Genomic DNA, 15279 nt, shown 5'->3' on the forward strand with positions numbered 1-15279 from the left:
GCAGGCCCAGACGGTAGGGGTCCCGAGGGGTACGGGTCCGAGACGTACGGGTCCCAGAGGTACGGGTCCGGCCCGGCCCATGGCCGGACGCGCTGCCGGCATTCCTGACCCGATCTTGATGTCCGGGTAACCCTCCCGCAAGGATCAGGACAAAACCGGACCGTAGGCTGGTGGCAGCACCGTAGGCCGATGACGCTCCGCGGGTACCTCTGTCCCTTCTGTCACTTCTCTCGCTTTTGTTATTCCCGCTGTCGTTTCCGCCGCTTCCGTCATCCCGGTCGCATACGTCCTCGGTTGCCTGTTCCTAAGGAGGCCCATGCCCCGCGCCCTGCGCGCCGTGCCCGCCTGGCTCGCCCACCCGCTCCGCTGGCAGCGGCTGCCCGTCCCCTGGGTGGCGGTGGCCCGCGGCGCGCTGTGTGCCGGGCCGCTGCTGGCGGCGGGCATCGCCCTGGACCGCCCGGCCGCCGGTGTGCTGGCCGGGCTGGGCTCCATGCTCGCGGGCGTCAACGACCGGCCCGGCACCCGCAGGACCGGTGTGGTGCACATCGGGCTGCCCGCCCTCGCCTCCGCGCTGGGCATGCTGACGGGCGCCTCGCTGCGGGCGGCGGGTGTGCAGTGGGGCCTGCTCCCGGCGCTGTTCGTGGTCGGGTTCCTCTCCGGTGCGGGCAGCGTCGCCGGGCCCGTACGGTCCAACGCGGGCGTGCAGATGCTGGCCGCCACCATCCTGGGCGCGGGCATGCCGCTGTCCGGCGCGCCCTGGACCAAGGCTCTGTGTCTGCTCGCCGGGTGCCTGTGGCTCCTGCTGCTGCGGCTGGTGCTGCACCCGCCCCGCCCGGCCGGCGGGCCGCTGAGCGGGGAGCGGGCCGCCGTCGCCACCGTCTTCGACGCCCTCGCGGACGCGCTGGAAGCCGTCGGCGGGCCCGGCGCGGAGCCCGCCCGGCGCCGCCTCACCGCCGCCTTGGACCGCGCCGACGAGGCCCTGCGGCTGCGCCGGCTGCTGCGCCGGACGCCCCGTACGGAGGAGCGCCTGCTCAGGGAGCGGCTGGCCGCCGCCACGGCGCTGTGCGAGGCCGGCATCGCCCTGCTGTGGGAGGCCCGGCCGCTGCCCGCGCGGACCGCCGAGGGCCCGCGGGCCCTGGCCCGGTCCCTGCGTACCGGCGAGCCGCCGGGCCGGCTGCCGTCCCCGAGGGCCACCTCGGCCGCCCGCGAAGCCTTCGACCGTGCCCTCCTGGACGCCGCGGTCGTCTTCGCCCGCACCGGGCCCGCCGCCGGGGCGACCGCCACGGCAACGGGCCCGGCCCCCTCGAACGGCTCCGCACCCGCTCCCGCCGGTACTGCCACCGGCACTCCCACCGGCACCCCCGCCGACACCGCCACCGACGAGGCAGCACGGTCCGGCCGTACCGGACAGGCGGCTGCGACCGGACGGTCCGACCGTACCGGGCACACCACCAGCGCCGTACGGAACGCCATACGGAACGCCATGCGCCTGATGAGGGCGGTGGTCAGCCCCCGCACCCGCCCCGGCCGGCAGGTGTTCGGGCCCGCCGGCCGCGAATACGGCCTGCGGGTCGCCGTCTGCGTCGCCGCCAGCACGGCCGTGGCCCTCCTGCTGCGCCCCGACCACTGGTACTGGCTCCCCGCCACCGCCACCTTCCTCGTCAAACCGGACCTGGGTCCCCTTTTCTCCCGTACGGTCAACCGCTTCGCCGGCACCGCCGCCGGGGTCCTGGTCTTCGCCGGGGCGGGCGCGCTGCTGGGCGGGGCCTGGTGGTGGCCCGCGCTGGCGGCCGGGGCGGGCGGCGCGCTGCTGCCGTTCGCCACCCGTCACTTCGCGCTCCAGACCGTCGCGATCACGGTCATGGTGCTGTCGTTCGTCCATGTCAGCGGTGACCCGCAGGCCGCGTTCGAGCGGATCGTGGACACGTCCATCGCCTGCGGCATCGTGCTCGTCGTCGGCCATCTGCCCAGGCTGGCCGACCCGCGCCGCCGTGTGGGCCAGCGGGTCACGGCCGCGCTGCGCCGCACCGAGAGCTATCTGCGTACGGTGCTCGAAACCGGGCCGGGGCAGGACCCCGCGGCGCGGCTGCCGCTGCGCCGGGCCGCCTACCGGGCGCTGGGGGAGGCCCGGGCGGCGGCCGAGACCGCGGCGGCCGAGCTGCTCGCCGTCCGCGACCGCAACCCCGACTGGACGGCCGTCGTCACCGCCGCGGAACGCATCGTCGACGCGGCGACCGCGTGCGCCGTACGCCTGGAGCACGGTGCGCGCCGCCCGAGCCCCGAGGACGCCCGCCGGCTGTGCCGGGCGCTGTCCTCGATGGCCGACGCGCTGGAGGACCCCCGCCGGCGCGGCGCCGGCGCGGCGTCCGGGCCCGCCCCCGCACTGCGCCCCGTACCGGACTGCGCCACTCTCACCGACGTGGCGGCGGAACTGGAGCGCCTGCGGGGGTACGCGGGCGCGGCCTGAGCGTTCGGTGGTGGCGCATTCCGTTCCGTCCGGACCGATTGATCCGGCCATGTCCGGGCAAAGACCGGACGCGATCGGACAGGGTCGGTCACGATCCCGTCGTACGACAGAAAATGACAGCTCTGTGGAGCTGTTTGTCGCTTACCGCACGTCGCAAGCACACACAGGAACCGAGCCCGCCCCCCTCGCCGCACCGGGAGCACTCCTGCGCCCCTCGGCCCCCGAACGTACCTGTGCTCACCTGCGCCTCGACCGGCTCACCGCCCCCGCCCGTCCACGGCGTACCAGGACATGATGACGCGAATTGCCACTCCCGGGGGAGCGCGGCGCGCATACGCTCGCGGCAAGAGAACTCGCACGCAGTGGACCAAGAGAACGCGCACGACAGTGGACAACGGGGGCAAGCGTGGGGTGCTTCGCGTGGTTGCGATCGTCGGGAGGGGACGGAGAGGACAGGAGAGACCGGCGAAGCGCCGGTGAGGTGCTGCACCGCGCGGGCGCGTACCGATTACCACCGACCTGGCGGGACCTGGCCGTCACGGTCGTGCTGCTCTACGGCGTGTTCACGGTCTTCCCCGCGGGTACCGGACTCCTCGGCCGGCAGACCGCCCTGGACGACGGCTCGCCCGTGGTCGGCCCGGTCGACGTCCTCCTCCAGCTCCTCGTCTCCGCGATGGCCCTGCCGGTCTACATGGGCCTGGCCGCACGCTGCCGGGAGTCCCGCTCGCCCGCCTGGCGCAGACGCTGCGCGCTGCTGGCCGGCGCCGGGTTGCTGCTGCTCACCGCGGCCGTACCGGTGGTGGGAGTGGCCGCACTGTGTTTCCTGGGCGGTGGTGTGCTGCGGGAGCGCAGGGCGCTGGGGCGCCCCCGGCCGGCCGCGCCGCCGCCCGCCGAACCGGGCTTGGTGACCGAGGCCCGGCAGGAGGAGCGCAGCCGGCTCCGGCGCGACCTGCACGACGGCCTGGGCCCGGCACTGGCTGGAATCCGGCTTCAACTGGAGACCGCCCAGGCCCGGTTGCAGCGGGAACCGGACGCGCGGCGGCTGGTGGCCGCCGCCGCGGCACAGACCGCGCAGGCCGTACAGGAGGTCCACCGGGTGATCGACGGGCTGCGCCCCGCCGACCTGGAGGAGGACGAACTCCCCGGCGCCCTGCGCAGACTGGCGCGCCGGATGCGCAACACCTCGGTGGCCATCGCCGTCCGTACCCCCGAGCGGCCCGCCCGGATCGCGCCGGTGACCGAGGTGGCCGCGTACCGCATCGCCGCCGAGGCCGTGACCAACGCCATCCGGCACGCCGACGCCGACCGGATCGAGATGCGGCTCACCACGGGTGAGGAAACCGTGGTGCTGGATGTCATCGACGACGGCGTGGGACTGCACCCGGGCAGCCCGCGCCACTACGCGGTGGGCGTGACGTCCATGGCCCGGCGCGCCGCGGACGTCGGCGGACGGTGTGTGGTGGCCTCCCGCCGGGGCCCGAGTCCGGGGACCGTCGTCCACGCCGAACTGCCCCGGAGCCCGCGGTGACCATACGGGCGTTCCTTGTCGACGACCATCCGCTCTTCCTGACAGGGGTGCGGGTCGCGCTCCAGGACGCGGGCGTGGCCGTGGCCGGTGAGGCACACAGCGGCGAGGAGGCGCTGAAGCAGTTGCGTGCGACCGGTGCGCGCATCGACGTGGTCCTGGTGGACGTCCAGCTCCCCGGCTGTTCGGGCATCGAGGTGGCCCGCGCCATCACCTCCGGCGGCGCGCCGGAGGGCCACCGTCCGCGGGTGCTGATGGTCTCCATGTCCCAGGACGACGACGTGGTCGTGGCGGCGCTGCGGGCCGGGGCGCACGGCTACACCCTCAAGAGCGCCCCGAGGGAGGAACTGCTGCGGGCCGTACGGATCGTGGCCGACGGCGGCGCGGTGTTCAGCCCGTCGGTGGCCGGCCGGCTGGCCACGTACGTCTCCATGGGGCGCGACCTGCCGGGCCGCGCGGCCTTCCCCGAACTGACCGACCGGCAGCGCCAGATCCTCGATCTGCTCGCCCGGGGGTATGACAACCGGCGCATCGCCCGGGAACTGGTGCTGTCGGAGAAGACGGTCCGCAACCACCTCTCCCACGTGTTCACCCGGCTGCGGGTCAACGACCGTACGCTGGCGGCGGTACGGGCCCGCGACGCCGGACTGGGAACCTGAACGGCGCAGCGTACCCCCGGCGCCGAACCGGGCGGGTATGGCGAGGTCTTCATCGGACCGTACCGCGTCGGGAGCGTGCCGCGAGCGCCGCACGGCCGCCGTTCCGGCCCCGGAGAACGACAGGAACACGACCGGCCGGTCACGGCATGATGCCGCGGATGAACACGATGGGCGAGGTGCCGGACCACGGTCCCCAAAAAGCGCCGGAGCGTCTTCGGCCGCCCCGATTTCCGCCTGCTCTGGTGCGGCGAGACCGTGAGCGGGCTGGGCAACGGCATCACCGTGGTGGGCCTGCCGCTGATCGCGGTCCAGGTGCTGGACGCCGGCTCCACCGCCGTCGGCCTGATCTCCGCGGCGGTGTGGCTGCCCTGGCTGCTGGTCGGACTGCCGGTGGGCGCATGGGTGGACCGGATGCGCAAACGGCCACTGATGATCGCGTGCGATCTGGTGGCCGCCACGGCGCTGCTCAGCATTCCCCTGGCCACGTGGCGCGGCGCGCTCGCCCTCCCGCAGGTGATCGTCGTCGCACTGGTCTGTGGTACCTCGGCGGTGTGCTTCAACACCGCTTACCACGCCTACATCCGGATCGTGCTCGACGGCCGCGACCTGCTGGAGGGCAACGCCGAACTGCAGGGCGGCGAGGCCGCCACGCAGGTCGCCGGGCCGGGGGTGGCCGGAGCGCTCACCCAGGCGCTCGGCGCGGTCGCCGGGCTCGTGGCCGACGCGGTGACGTTCCTGGTCTCCGCGGTCTGCCTCCGGCGGATCCGGGCGGTCGAGCCGGACCCCGCTCCCGACGGGGAACGCGACCTCCTGCGGCGGCAGATCCTCCAAGGGCTCCGCTTCGTGGGCCGGGACCGGTACCTGCGGTGGATGGTCACCTGGGGTGCCGTGATCAACATGGCGCTGATGGGCTGCCAGGCGGGCCAGGTCGTGTTCCTGGTACGTACCGTCGGGCTGGACCCGGCCACGGTCGGGCTGCTGCTGTTCGTGACGGGCGCCCTCGTCGTCGGGACCGGCGTTTCCGTGGCCGATGTGGTGGTCGGCACCTTCCGGCAGACCTACTGCCCGCCGCACATGCTCGGGCGGGTGGTGGCGACGGCCATGACTGCCAACCACAGCACCATCCCGCTCGGGTCCCTGCTCGGCGGCGTGCTCGGTGACGCGGTCGGGTGCCGCAGGACCATGTGGATCATGACGGGTGTCATCGCGCTCTCCTGGCTCGTCCTGGCCGTGGGCCCGCTGCGTCACGAGCGTGACCTGCCGCGGACCCGCGCACCGGAACAGGTGCGGCGCAGACGGGAAGGGGAGCGGAGCGCCGCCTGAGCGGGCTGCCCGGCCGGGCCGGGGCCGGGTCAGTCCCCGGGGCCTTCGGGCCGCATTCCGGAGCGTGGACGGGCCGCGGTGACCAGGCCCGTCTCGTAGGCGGCGATGACGAGTTGGGCCCGGTCCCGGGCGCCGAGCTTGCCCAGCAGATGCCCCACGTGTGTCTTGACCGTCGCGGGGCTGACGTGCAGATGGCCGGCGATCTCGGCGTTGGACAGGCCGCGGGCGATGAGCGTGAGCACCTCGCGTTCGCGGTCGGTGGTGCCCGCCAGTTCCCGGGACGGCCGCTGGGCCGGCTCGGGCCGGCCGGCGAACTCCGCGATCAGCCGGCGGGTCACGCTCGGCGCCAGCAGCCCCTCGCCGGAGGCGACCACCCGGACCGCGGTGAGCAGGTCGGCGGGCGGGGTGTCCTTGAGCAGGAAGCCGCTGGCCCCGGCGCGCAGCGCCCCGTACACATACGCGTCCAGGTCGAACATCGTCAGGATGAGCACGCGGGTGGCGGCCGTGGCGGGCGACCCGCAGATCGCCCGGGTCGCCTCGATGCCGTTCATCTCCGGCATCCGGACGTCCATCAGCACCACGTCCGGGCGCTCGCGGGCGGCCAGTTCGGCGGCCTGCGCGCCGGTCGCCGCCTCACCGACGACGGTCAGCCCGGGCTCGGCCTCCAGCAGGACGCGGAAACTGCCGCGCAGCAGCGCCTGGTCGTCGGCGACGAGCACGCGGATCTGGTCGCTCACACTGCTTCCTTGTCGGATCGCCGGTCCCCTTCGCCGGATGCCCCGCCGCTTTCCCCATCGGCTTCCCCATCGGTGTGGCCGTCGGTTCTCCCGGCGGGCCGGACGGTGGATTCGTAGGGTATACGGGCCCGTACGCGGTAGCCGCCGTCGGACAGGGGCCCGGCGGTGAAGCTCCCGCCGTACACCGCGACCCGCTCCCGCATGCCGATCAGGCCGTGGCCGCCGCAGAGTTGGCCCTCGCCCGCCTCGCCGTCCCCCAAGGGCGCGGCACGCCTCTCGGCGGGCACGGCGCGTCCCTCGTCGCGCACCTCGATCCGTACGTCGCGGCCGTCGGCCGTCACGGCCACCCGGCAGTGCGTCGGAGCGGCGTGCCTGACCACGTTCGTCAGGGCCTCCTGCACTATCCGGTAGACGGTCAGCGCCACCCCGTCCGGCAGCGAGGCGACGCCGCGCACCTCCCGCCGGACGGTGATGCCCGCCAGTCGGGCCCGGTCGATGAGCCGGTCCAGGTCGGTGGCCCCGGGTGCCGGGGCCAGGCCCGCGTCCGCGTCGCCCTCCTCCGTACGCCAGGCGTCCAGCAGATACCGCATCTCGCGCAGCGCGCCGCGGCCGATGTCCTCGATGACCCGCAGCGCGTCGTACGCCTCCTGCGGGCGGGCCCGCCCGACATGGTTGGCCACCGCGGCCTTGACCGTGATCAGCCCCATGCTGTGGGTGACGATGTCGTGCATCTCGCGGGCGATGCGCAGGCGCTCCTCGGCCACCGCCAGCTCGGCGAACTCCCGTGCCGCGCGCTGCGCGTAGGCACGCCGGTCCCGCACCGCCCGCCCCACGGTCCACGCCCCGCCCAGCACGGCACAGCCCACCAGCGCGGTGCCCGGGGCCTGGTTCCACATGCCGCGGGTGCCCGCGAGGGTGCACAGGAGGAGCAGGGCCGTGCTCAGGCCCCCGATGACCCGGGTCGGCACGGACCGGGGCCGGGACCCGGTGAGCGCGACGGTGTAGAGCGCGAACGCCGCGGCGGTGAAGGGGTCACGTACGGCGCCCAGGGCCAGGCCCAGGACGGACAGCGTCAGGACGAGGGCGAAGACGGGCAGCGGCCACAGCCGGCGCACCGCGCACGGCAGGCCGGTCCCCGCGGCGATCAGGCACACCGCCCACAAAGGCAGGTCCGGCGCGGCGTCGGCGGGGCTCCCCCGCCCGTACAGAAGCATCAGTGGAACGGTCGCGAAGAGCAGCGCCGCCAGCCCGTCGAGCACGACCAGTTGGCCGCGGCCCAGCGGCTGGACCAGCACCGGGCGCGGGGCGGGTTCGGACATGCCCCGAGCGTATCCGGCCCGGCCCGCGCCCGCGTCCGCCCACGGGTGGTCATCCGAGGGGCTGATCCCGTACGCCGCGGGCGGCCGTCCGTCAGCCCGGGGGCCGAGGCCGGAACTCGCCGGACGCTCCGACGCGCCGCGGTGCCCGGCGGCGGGAGCCTTGCGGGGTGATCGATGTCAAGAACCTCACCAAACGCTACGGGCGGACCGTGGCCGTGGACGGGCTGTCCTTCCAGGTGCTGCCGGGCCGGGTAACCGGCTTCCTGGGGCCCAATGGCGCGGGCAAGTCCACCACCATGCGCGTCATGCTGGGTCTGGACCGGCCGGATCAGGGGCAGGTCCTGATCGACGGCCGGCGTTACGACGGGCTGCGGGAGCCGCTGCGGCACATCGGCGCGCTGCTGGAGGCCAAGTCCGTGCACGGCGGCCGGAGCGCCTACCACCACCTGCTGTGGCTCGCCCGTACCAACCGGATCCCCCGGCGGCGCATCGCCGAGGTCATCGAGCTGGTCGGGCTGGAGAGCGCGGCCGGCAAGCGCGCCGGAGGCTTCTCGCTGGGCATGAGCCAGCGGCTGGGCATCGCCGCGGCCCTCCTGGGGGACCCGCGGATCCTGCTGCTGGACGAGCCGGTCAACGGACTGGACCCCGAAGGCATCCTGTGGATACGGAACCTGATGAAGCAACTGGCGGGGGAGGGGCGCACCGTCTTCGTCTCCAGCCACCTCATGAGTGAGATGGCGATCACCGCCGACCACCTCATCGTCATCGGGCAGGGCCGGCTGCTGGCCGACACCAGCATGAGTTCCTTCATCGAGCGCAACTCCCGTACGAGCGTCCGGGTCCGTACCCCCGACCCCGAGCGGATGCACAAGGTGCTCACCGCGCGGGGCATCGACGTCGAGCGGGCGGCGGACGGCACGCTGGAAGCGGTGGGGGCCGCTCCCTCGGAGGTCGGCGAACTGGCCGCCGCCAACGGGCTGACCGTCCACGAGGTCAGCGCGCGGACCGCCTCGCTGGAGGAGGCGTTCATGCGGCTGACGGCACCGGCCGTGGAGTACCACGCCGGGCCCGCCCGGGAGGGGAAAGCACATGAGCACGGCAGCCGCCAGGGCGGTCCTCTCCGCCGAACTGATCAAGATCCGTACGGTGCGCTCCACCCTGTGGACGCCCCTGCTGACGTTCGTCATCAGCGTGGGCATCAGCCTGGTCTTCGCCATGGCCTTCCACGACCGCTTCTCCGCCATGCCACCGGACCAGCAGCGCTCCTTCGACCCGGTCATGGCCGGGTTCTACGGCCTGACCTTCGGCCAGCTCATGCTGGTGGCGTTCGGCGTGCTGACCGTCAGCTCCGAGTACACCACCGGAATGATCCGCGCCTCGCTGGCCGCGGTACCCCGCCGGGGAGCGTTCTACGCCGCCAAGACACTGGCCGGCACGCTCGTGGCCGCCGCGGTATCCGTCCTGACCACCGTCGTCACGTTCTTCACCGCACAGAGCACCCTCGGCCCGCACGGCGTCTCCCTCGGGGACCCCGGGGTGCTGCGCGCGACGCTCGGCACCTGCCTCTACATGACGCTGATCTGTGCCTTCTCCATAGGCGTGGCCACCATGCTGCGCAGCTCCGTCCTCTCCCTGGGCATATTGATCCCCCTGTTCTTCATCGTCTCCCCGGTCCTGGCCAACATCCCGGCCCTGAGAGCGGTCGCCCAGTACCTGCCCGACCAGGCGGGACTGCAGATCATGCGGGTGGTCCCGAGGACCACCGACCTCGGCCATGACATGGGCCCGCTGGCCGGACTGTTGGTCCTGGTGGGCTGGACCGCCGCGTCCCTCCTCGGCGGATACCTCCTGCTGCGCCGCCGCGACGCCTGACCCCTGAGCCCCCGGGTCCCGGTCTCCCCCTCCGGGACCCGGGATCGGGGCATGTGGCCCGGGACCGGGGACGGGACCCGGACGGGACGGGACGCTCATGTGCCCGGGGCGACGGGCCGCTTACCTTCGAGGAGTTCACGGCGCACGGACCGCTGCCGGACCTCGCGGCGGCGGTCCGTGCCCACAACCCATATCAAGGGATGGTGAGCACCATGGCGGAATTCGAGACGGTATATGAGCCCCCCACGCTGGTCGAGATCGGCGACTTCGCCGACCTGACCCTCGGCATCTGGGGCTGCCCGCACGACTGGTTCGGTCTCAGCACGCCGTTCGCCTGCTGATACCCGGGTGCGGGGGCCGATGCCACGCGGCCCCCGCACCGCCCGGGCATCCGCCTCCCCGACCTCACAGGGCAGTACAGCCGGCGCGCAGCATCTCCGCTGAGGCGCGGCACCCTTCGGTGCGGGCTGTGTAACGGGGGCCCGCGTCCGTCACGTGCGACGGGCGCGCGAGAACGTACGGAAGATCCACCACGCCCCGCCGGCCGAAGCCGAAGAGCCCTGAGCCCCGAGCCCGAAGAAGGAGCCATGGAATTTCTGGTGCTCCCGGACAGCCCGGCGGCCGACGGCATCGCCGAGGCGGCCCGGCAGGCCGCGGGCCGTGATGCCGCGCGGTCTCCGGCCCGGACTCCGTCCCCGGCCCGGACCCCGTCCCTGACCCGGACCCTCACCCATGCCTCCGGGCGGCCCTGGCTGCTGGGTGACTGGACGGATGAGGAACTGACGCTGGTCACCGCGGGCCCCCGCCGGCTGGCGCTGCTCGGCACCACCCGCCTGGACGCCGGCACCGCGCGGCGTGCCCTTGCCGCCGCGCGGACCCCGCACGACCTGGACGCCGTGGCCCGCACCCTGCCGGGCGTCTTCCACCTGGCGGCCTCGATGGACGGCCGGACCCGTACGCAGGGCACCCTGTCCACCTACCGGCAGGTCTTCCACACGCGGGTCGCGGGCGTCACGGTGGCCGCCGCCTCCCCGGCGCCCCTGACCGCCCTCACCGGGGCGCGTACCGACGACGCCACCCTCGCGGTACGGCTGCTGGCCCCGCTGATCCCCTGGCCGCTGAGCATGCGCTCCGTCTGGACCGGGATCGATCAGCTCCCGCTGGGCAGTTGGCTGCACACCGACGCGGACGGGCGCTCGCGCACCGTGCGCTGGTGGCAGCCGCCCGAGCCGGACGCGACACCGAGGCAGGCGGCGCAGGCGGTGCGCGCGGCGCTGCTGGACGCCCTGTCGGTACGGGCCGGCCGGCACGGCACCCTCAGCGCCGACCTGTCCGGCGGCATGGACTCCACCAGCCTGTGCTTCCTGGCCGACACCTGCGGTGCCGACCTGATCACCCACCACTGGAAGCCGCTGGACCCGGCCAACGACGACGCGCACTGGGCCGCACAGGCCGCCGCGCACCTGCCGCGTGCCCGCCACCACGTCGTACCGGCGCGCTCCGGCCCGACCTGGTACGAGGCCCCGCCGCGCCCCGACGAGGCCCGCGCCGCCACCGAGGGCCCCTTCACCTGGAACCGCAACCGGCTGCACATGGAACAGGTCGCCCGTACCGTCGCGGCCGACGGCTCCGGCCTGCATCTGATCGGCGTCGGCGGCGACGAGCTGTTCATCACGCTGCCCACCTACCTGTGGTCGCTGGCGCGCGCCCACCCGCTGCGCAGCCTGCCCGTCGTCCACCGCTGCCGGGCCGCCAACCGCTGGCCGCTGCGCGCCACCGTCAAAGAACTCCTGCACTCCGGCACCTTCGCCCGCTCGCTGGCCGTCACCGCGGACACCCTGGCCGACCCGCTGCGCCGCCCCACCGACGTACGCCTGCGCTGGGGAGCCGAACCGCGGATGCCGGCCTGGGCCACCCGCGACGCCGTCGAGGCGGTGCGCTCGCTGCTGTACGAGGGCGCCGCAGCCGGGCAGCCGCCGCTGGCACCGGGCCGCGCCCAGCACCAGATCCTGGAGAACGTGCTGTTCGGCGGCGCCAACGTGCGGCAGATGGACGCGGCCATGGCCCGGTTCGGTGTGCGCTGGCAGGCGCCGTTCCTGGACGACCGGGTGGTCGAGGCGGCGCTGACCATCCGGATCGAGGACCGCTTCCGGCGCGGCAGCTACAAGCCGGTGCTGGCCGCGGCCATGCGCGGCATCGTCCCGCAGCCGGTGCTGGACCGCCGCACCAAAGGGGACTTCGGTGCCGAGGCGTACGAAGGGCTGCAGCGCAACCAGCGGGCGCTGCTGGAGTGGTGCCAGGACCTGCGGCTGGCCGCGCGGGGGCTGGTCGACGCCCCCGCGCTGCGCGCCGCGCTGCTGCGGCCCGGCCAGGAGACCTACCAGCTCGCCCCGTACGAGCACACCCTCGCCTGCGAGAGCTGGCTGCGTTCGCCCGCCGGGGCGCCCGCCCCGGCCGTCCTCGCGACAGGAGACCCACGATGACCCTCACCCTGCCCTCCCACGTCAGCGCCACCGACGTGGAGGACGAACTGGTCCTGCTCAACGAGCGGGACGGCCGCTACTGGCACCTGAACCGGACCGGCGCGAAGATCCTGCGGCTGCTGCTGGCCGGCCACTCGCCCGAAGAGAGCGCCCGCCTGCTGACCCGCGACTGCCCGGACGCCGCCGAGCGCGCCCTGGCCGACGTACGGGCCCTGCTGGAGTCGCTGCGCGCCTCGCGTCTGGTCAAGCCGTCATGACCGTCCCGGTCGTCTCCGAACTGCCCGTACGGCTGAGCCGGCGGCGGCAGATCACCGCCCGGTGCGCCGTGGCAGCGGCCCGTGCCCTGATCCTGCTCCCGCCGCACCGCCTGGGACAGGTGCTGCGCGCCCTGCGCCACGGCGCCCGCCCGGCCCGCGCGGACCGGACGCTGAGCGCCCGGCAGGCCGTGGTCTCGGTCAGCGCCCGCTGCGCCGGACAGGGCTGTCTGCAGCGGTCGGTGGCCACGGCGCTGCTGTGCCGGCTGCGCGGCACCTGGCCCGACTGGTGCACGGGCGTGCGGACCCGGCCCTTCCGCGCCCACGCGTGGGTGGAGGCGCAGGGCGCGGCGGTCGGCGAGAGCGAGGACATGGCCCTCTACCACGTCACCATGAGCGTGCGGCACCCGCGTACGGGCCCGCGGCAGCCTCGTACGGGCACGTCACAGCCCCGTACGGACCCATCGCAGCCGCGTCAGGAGCACCGCCCATGAGCGCCGGCACCGCGAGCGCCCCGGCCGTCCGCACCGAGGAACTGACCAAGTTCTACGGTACCCACGAAGCCGTCACCGCACTGGACCTGACCGTGCCCGCGGGCATCACCTTCGGCTTCCTCGGCCCCAACGGCGCGGGCAAGAGCACCACCATCGGCATGCTGACGACGGTGCTGCGCCCCACCTACGGCCGGGCCGAGGTGGCCGGGTACGACGTGGCGCGCGCACCCGACCGGGTGCGCCGCCGGATCGGGCTGGTCTTCCAGGAGTCCACCCTGGACGCGGACCTGACCGCCGAGGAGAACCTGCGCTTCCAGGCCGACCTGTACGGCGTCCCCAGGGACCGGGCCCGCCGGGCCGTCGGCGAACTGCTGGAACTCGTCGACCTGGCGCCGCGCAAGGACACCCCGGTCCGTACGTTCTCCGGCGGCATGCGACGGCGGCTGGAGATCGCCCGCGGCCTGCTGCACACCCCGCGCGTGCTGTTCCTGGACGAACCCACCACCGGCCTGGACCCGCAGACCCGTACGGCGATCTGGGAGCATCTGCACCGGCTGCGCCGCGAGCAGGAGACCACCCTGTTCCTGACGACGCATCAGCTCGAAGAGGCCGAGAACTGCGACCGGATCGCCGTCATCGACCACGGCGAACTCGTCGTCCAGGGCTCCCCGGCGGAGCTGAAGGCGGTGATCGGCGCCGATCTGGTCACCCTGCGCACCGGCGACGACCGGGCGGCGGCACAGGCGGTGGGCGACCGCTTCGGCCTGGACGCCACCACCGGCCCGCACGGGGTCGAACTGCGTACGGCGGACGGGGCGGCCTTCGTCCCGCGACTGTGCGCCGAACTCGCCGTACCCGTCCACTCGGTGACCGTGACGCCGCCCACGCTGGACGACGTCTTCCTGCACTACACCGGCCGCACGATCCGGGAGGCCGAGGGCGGCGGGCCGATGCTGCTCCCGGGCCCGGTGATGAGGAGGTAGAGCATGGCCCGCACCCGAACGCCGGCCGGGACCGGGGAGGGACGGCCGGGCGGCGGCACGGCCGTGACCCCGGCGGACCCGGCGGACCCGACGGACCCGATGAGCGCGGTGAATCCGACGAACCCGACGGACCCGGTGAACCTGACGAAAACGCCGGACGGGCCGAACGCCCCGCCCCCGGTCCGCGAGCGCGGCGCGGAGGAAAGCCGGGAGCGTCCGGCCGCCGCCCTCGCCCGGGACCTGCGGACCGTACGTGTCCTGTGGCGGCGGGAGATGATCAGGTTCGGGCGGAACCGGCTGCGGATCGCCATGGGACTGCTGACCCCGCTGATGTTCCTGTTCATCCTGGGCACCGGGCTGAACGCGGCGCTGGGCAGCGGCGGTACGGCCTTCCAGGACTACCGCGCCTACCTCTTCCCCGGCGTCCTGGTGATGTCCGTACAGGCCCCCGCCCTGGCCGTCGGGTCCTCGATCGTCTGGGACCGCCAGGCGGGATTCCTGCGCCAGATGCTGGTGGCGCCCGTGCGCCGCAGTGCGCTGCTGGCCGGAACGTCCCTGGGCGGCGCCACCTCGGGCGCCTGCTACGGCGCGCTGGTCCTGGCGCTGGCCGGCTCCGTCGGCATCCCCTACCACCCGCGTCTGCTGCTGGCCCTGCTCGAACTCGCGCTGATCGCCTTCGCATTCACCGCCCTGGGCGTGGTCGCGGCGGTGTGCATCAAGCGGATCGAGACCTTCCAGATCGCGGTGAGCCTGGCCATGGGACCGTTGCTGTTCCTGTCCGGCGCGATGTTCGCGGTCGGCGGGCTGCCCGGCTGGCTGGGCATCGTGGTCCGGCTCAACCCGGTCACGTACGGGGTGGACGCGCTGCGCCGTACGCTGCCGGGCAACCTGGACCTGGGCGGTACGGCGAAGGGGCCGCAGTGGGGCGAGTGGACCCCGCCGGTCCTGCTGGAGGCGGGCGGGGTGCTGCTGCTGGCCCTGTTCGCCCTGGCGGTGGCGACCCGCCGCTTCTCGCGCGCCGACTGACCGGGCCGCCGGCCGGCCGGGCCATCGACCGACCCGGCCGCCGACCGACCGGCCCGCCGGGGCCGGGGCACGGAAAGCGCGGGGAGCCGGCGGCCGTCGGGCGGTGACGCCGGCTCCCCGCGTGAACTACAGGTCCC

Annotated in this window: 13 protein-coding genes and 1 pseudogene; 12 read left to right on the top strand and 2 right to left on the bottom strand. The window is 74.3% G+C overall.

The genetic code is table 11. The features are described from left to right. The first annotated feature begins 316 nt into the window (after positions 1 to 316). From KGS77_RS30955 to KGS77_RS30970, 4 genes are all read left to right on the top strand, one after another. Positions 317 to 2467 (top strand): FUSC family protein, encoded by a 2151-nt coding sequence (locus KGS77_RS30955; protein ID WP_242586408.1) that lies wholly within the window; start codon positions 317 to 319, stop codon positions 2465 to 2467. Positions 2468 to 2948: 481 nt separating this feature from the next. Then, positions 2949 to 3995, top strand: a complete 1047-nt coding sequence (locus tag KGS77_RS30960; RefSeq protein WP_242586409.1) for a histidine kinase — start codon at positions 2949 to 2951, stop codon at positions 3993 to 3995. Then, positions 3992 to 4651 carry a response regulator transcription factor gene (locus KGS77_RS30965; RefSeq protein ID WP_242586410.1) on the top strand — a complete coding sequence of 220 codons (660 nt, stop codon included), beginning with the start codon at positions 3992 to 3994 and terminating at the stop codon, positions 4649 to 4651. The genes KGS77_RS30960 and KGS77_RS30965 overlap by 4 nt, the downstream gene beginning before the upstream one ends. 234 nt (positions 4652 to 4885) lie before the next feature. After that, complete coding sequence (locus KGS77_RS30970) at positions 4886 to 5974, top strand: MFS transporter (protein WP_277994336.1); 1089 nt, start codon at positions 4886 to 4888, stop codon at positions 5972 to 5974. A 29-nt stretch (positions 5975 to 6003) separates the two neighbouring features. Here KGS77_RS30970 and KGS77_RS30975 read toward each other — a convergent pair whose 3' ends face one another. Together KGS77_RS30975 and KGS77_RS30980 are read right to left on the bottom strand one after the other, a co-directional pair. Beyond that, positions 6004 to 6711, bottom strand: coding sequence for a response regulator transcription factor (locus tag KGS77_RS30975; RefSeq protein ID WP_242586412.1), 708 nt, complete (start codon positions 6709 to 6711; stop codon positions 6004 to 6006). Further along, complete coding sequence (locus KGS77_RS30980; protein WP_242586413.1) at positions 6708 to 8030, bottom strand: sensor histidine kinase; 1323 nt, start codon at positions 8028 to 8030, stop codon at positions 6708 to 6710. The genes KGS77_RS30975 and KGS77_RS30980 overlap by 4 nt, the downstream gene beginning before the upstream one ends. Positions 8031 to 8197: 167 nt before the next feature. On the opposite strand from KGS77_RS30980, the pseudogene KGS77_RS30985 reads away from it, so the two are divergent. The 8 genes and pseudogenes from KGS77_RS30985 to KGS77_RS31020 all read left to right on the top strand — a co-directional run. Continuing rightward, positions 8198 to 9094: pseudogene (locus tag KGS77_RS30985) on the top strand (ATP-binding cassette domain-containing protein); the annotation flags it as partial. A gap of 25 nt (positions 9095 to 9119) precedes the next feature. Next, a complete protein-coding gene (locus KGS77_RS30990; RefSeq protein WP_242586414.1) occupies positions 9120 to 9902 on the top strand; it encodes an ABC transporter permease subunit in 783 nt (260 codons plus the stop codon). A 212-nt stretch (positions 9903 to 10114) separates the two neighbouring features. After that, positions 10115 to 10243 (top strand): lasso RiPP family leader peptide-containing protein, encoded by a 129-nt coding sequence (locus KGS77_RS30995; protein WP_242586415.1) that lies wholly within the window; start codon positions 10115 to 10117, stop codon positions 10241 to 10243. 246 nt (positions 10244 to 10489) lie between these two features. Further along, positions 10490 to 12385 carry an asparagine synthase-related protein gene (locus KGS77_RS31000; protein ID WP_242586416.1) on the top strand — a complete coding sequence of 632 codons (1896 nt, stop codon included), beginning with the start codon at positions 10490 to 10492 and terminating at the stop codon, positions 12383 to 12385. Then, complete coding sequence (locus tag KGS77_RS31005; RefSeq protein WP_242586417.1) at positions 12382 to 12642, top strand: lasso peptide biosynthesis PqqD family chaperone; 261 nt, start codon at positions 12382 to 12384, stop codon at positions 12640 to 12642. Before KGS77_RS31000 ends, KGS77_RS31005 begins: the two co-directional genes overlap by 4 nt. Further along, positions 12639 to 13133 (top strand): lasso peptide biosynthesis B2 protein, encoded by a 495-nt coding sequence (locus tag KGS77_RS31010; RefSeq protein WP_242586418.1) that lies wholly within the window; start codon positions 12639 to 12641, stop codon positions 13131 to 13133. The genes KGS77_RS31005 and KGS77_RS31010 overlap by 4 nt, the downstream gene beginning before the upstream one ends. After that, positions 13130 to 14116, top strand: a complete 987-nt coding sequence (locus KGS77_RS31015; RefSeq protein ID WP_242586419.1) for an ATP-binding cassette domain-containing protein — start codon at positions 13130 to 13132, stop codon at positions 14114 to 14116. The genes KGS77_RS31010 and KGS77_RS31015 overlap by 4 nt, the downstream gene beginning before the upstream one ends. 3 nt (positions 14117 to 14119) lie before the next feature. Continuing rightward, on the top strand, positions 14120 to 15142 hold the full coding sequence (locus KGS77_RS31020) for an ABC transporter permease (RefSeq protein WP_242586420.1): 1023 nt from the start codon (positions 14120 to 14122) through the stop codon (positions 15140 to 15142). Positions 15143 to 15279 lie beyond the last annotated feature (137 nt).

The sequence above is a fragment of the Streptomyces sp. MST-110588 genome, assembly GCF_022695595.1.
Classification (GTDB): Bacteria; Actinomycetota; Actinomycetes; order Streptomycetales; family Streptomycetaceae; genus Streptomyces.

Bases quoted from the DNA above. Each gene is read 5' to 3' on its own strand.
- KGS77_RS30955 (WP_242586408.1), top strand. From the start codon at position 317: ATGCCCCGCGCCCTGCGCGCCGTGCCCGCCTGGCTCGCCCACCCGCTC.
- KGS77_RS30980 (WP_242586413.1), bottom strand. From the start codon at position 8,030: ATGTCCGAACCCGCCCCGCGCCCGGTGCTGGTCCAGCCGCTGGGCCGC.
- KGS77_RS30990 (WP_242586414.1), top strand. From the start codon at position 9,120: ATGAGCACGGCAGCCGCCAGGGCGGTCCTCTCCGCCGAACTGATCAAG.
- KGS77_RS30995 (WP_242586415.1), top strand. From the start codon at position 10,115: ATGGCGGAATTCGAGACGGTATATGAGCCCCCCACGCTGGTCGAGATC.
- KGS77_RS31000 (WP_242586416.1), top strand. From the start codon at position 10,490: ATGGAATTTCTGGTGCTCCCGGACAGCCCGGCGGCCGACGGCATCGCC.
- KGS77_RS31005 (WP_242586417.1), top strand. From the start codon at position 12,382: ATGACCCTCACCCTGCCCTCCCACGTCAGCGCCACCGACGTGGAGGAC.
- KGS77_RS31010 (WP_242586418.1), top strand. From the start codon at position 12,639: ATGACCGTCCCGGTCGTCTCCGAACTGCCCGTACGGCTGAGCCGGCGG.
- KGS77_RS31015 (WP_242586419.1), top strand. From the start codon at position 13,130: ATGAGCGCCGGCACCGCGAGCGCCCCGGCCGTCCGCACCGAGGAACTG.
- KGS77_RS31020 (WP_242586420.1), top strand. From the start codon at position 14,120: ATGGCCCGCACCCGAACGCCGGCCGGGACCGGGGAGGGACGGCCGGGC.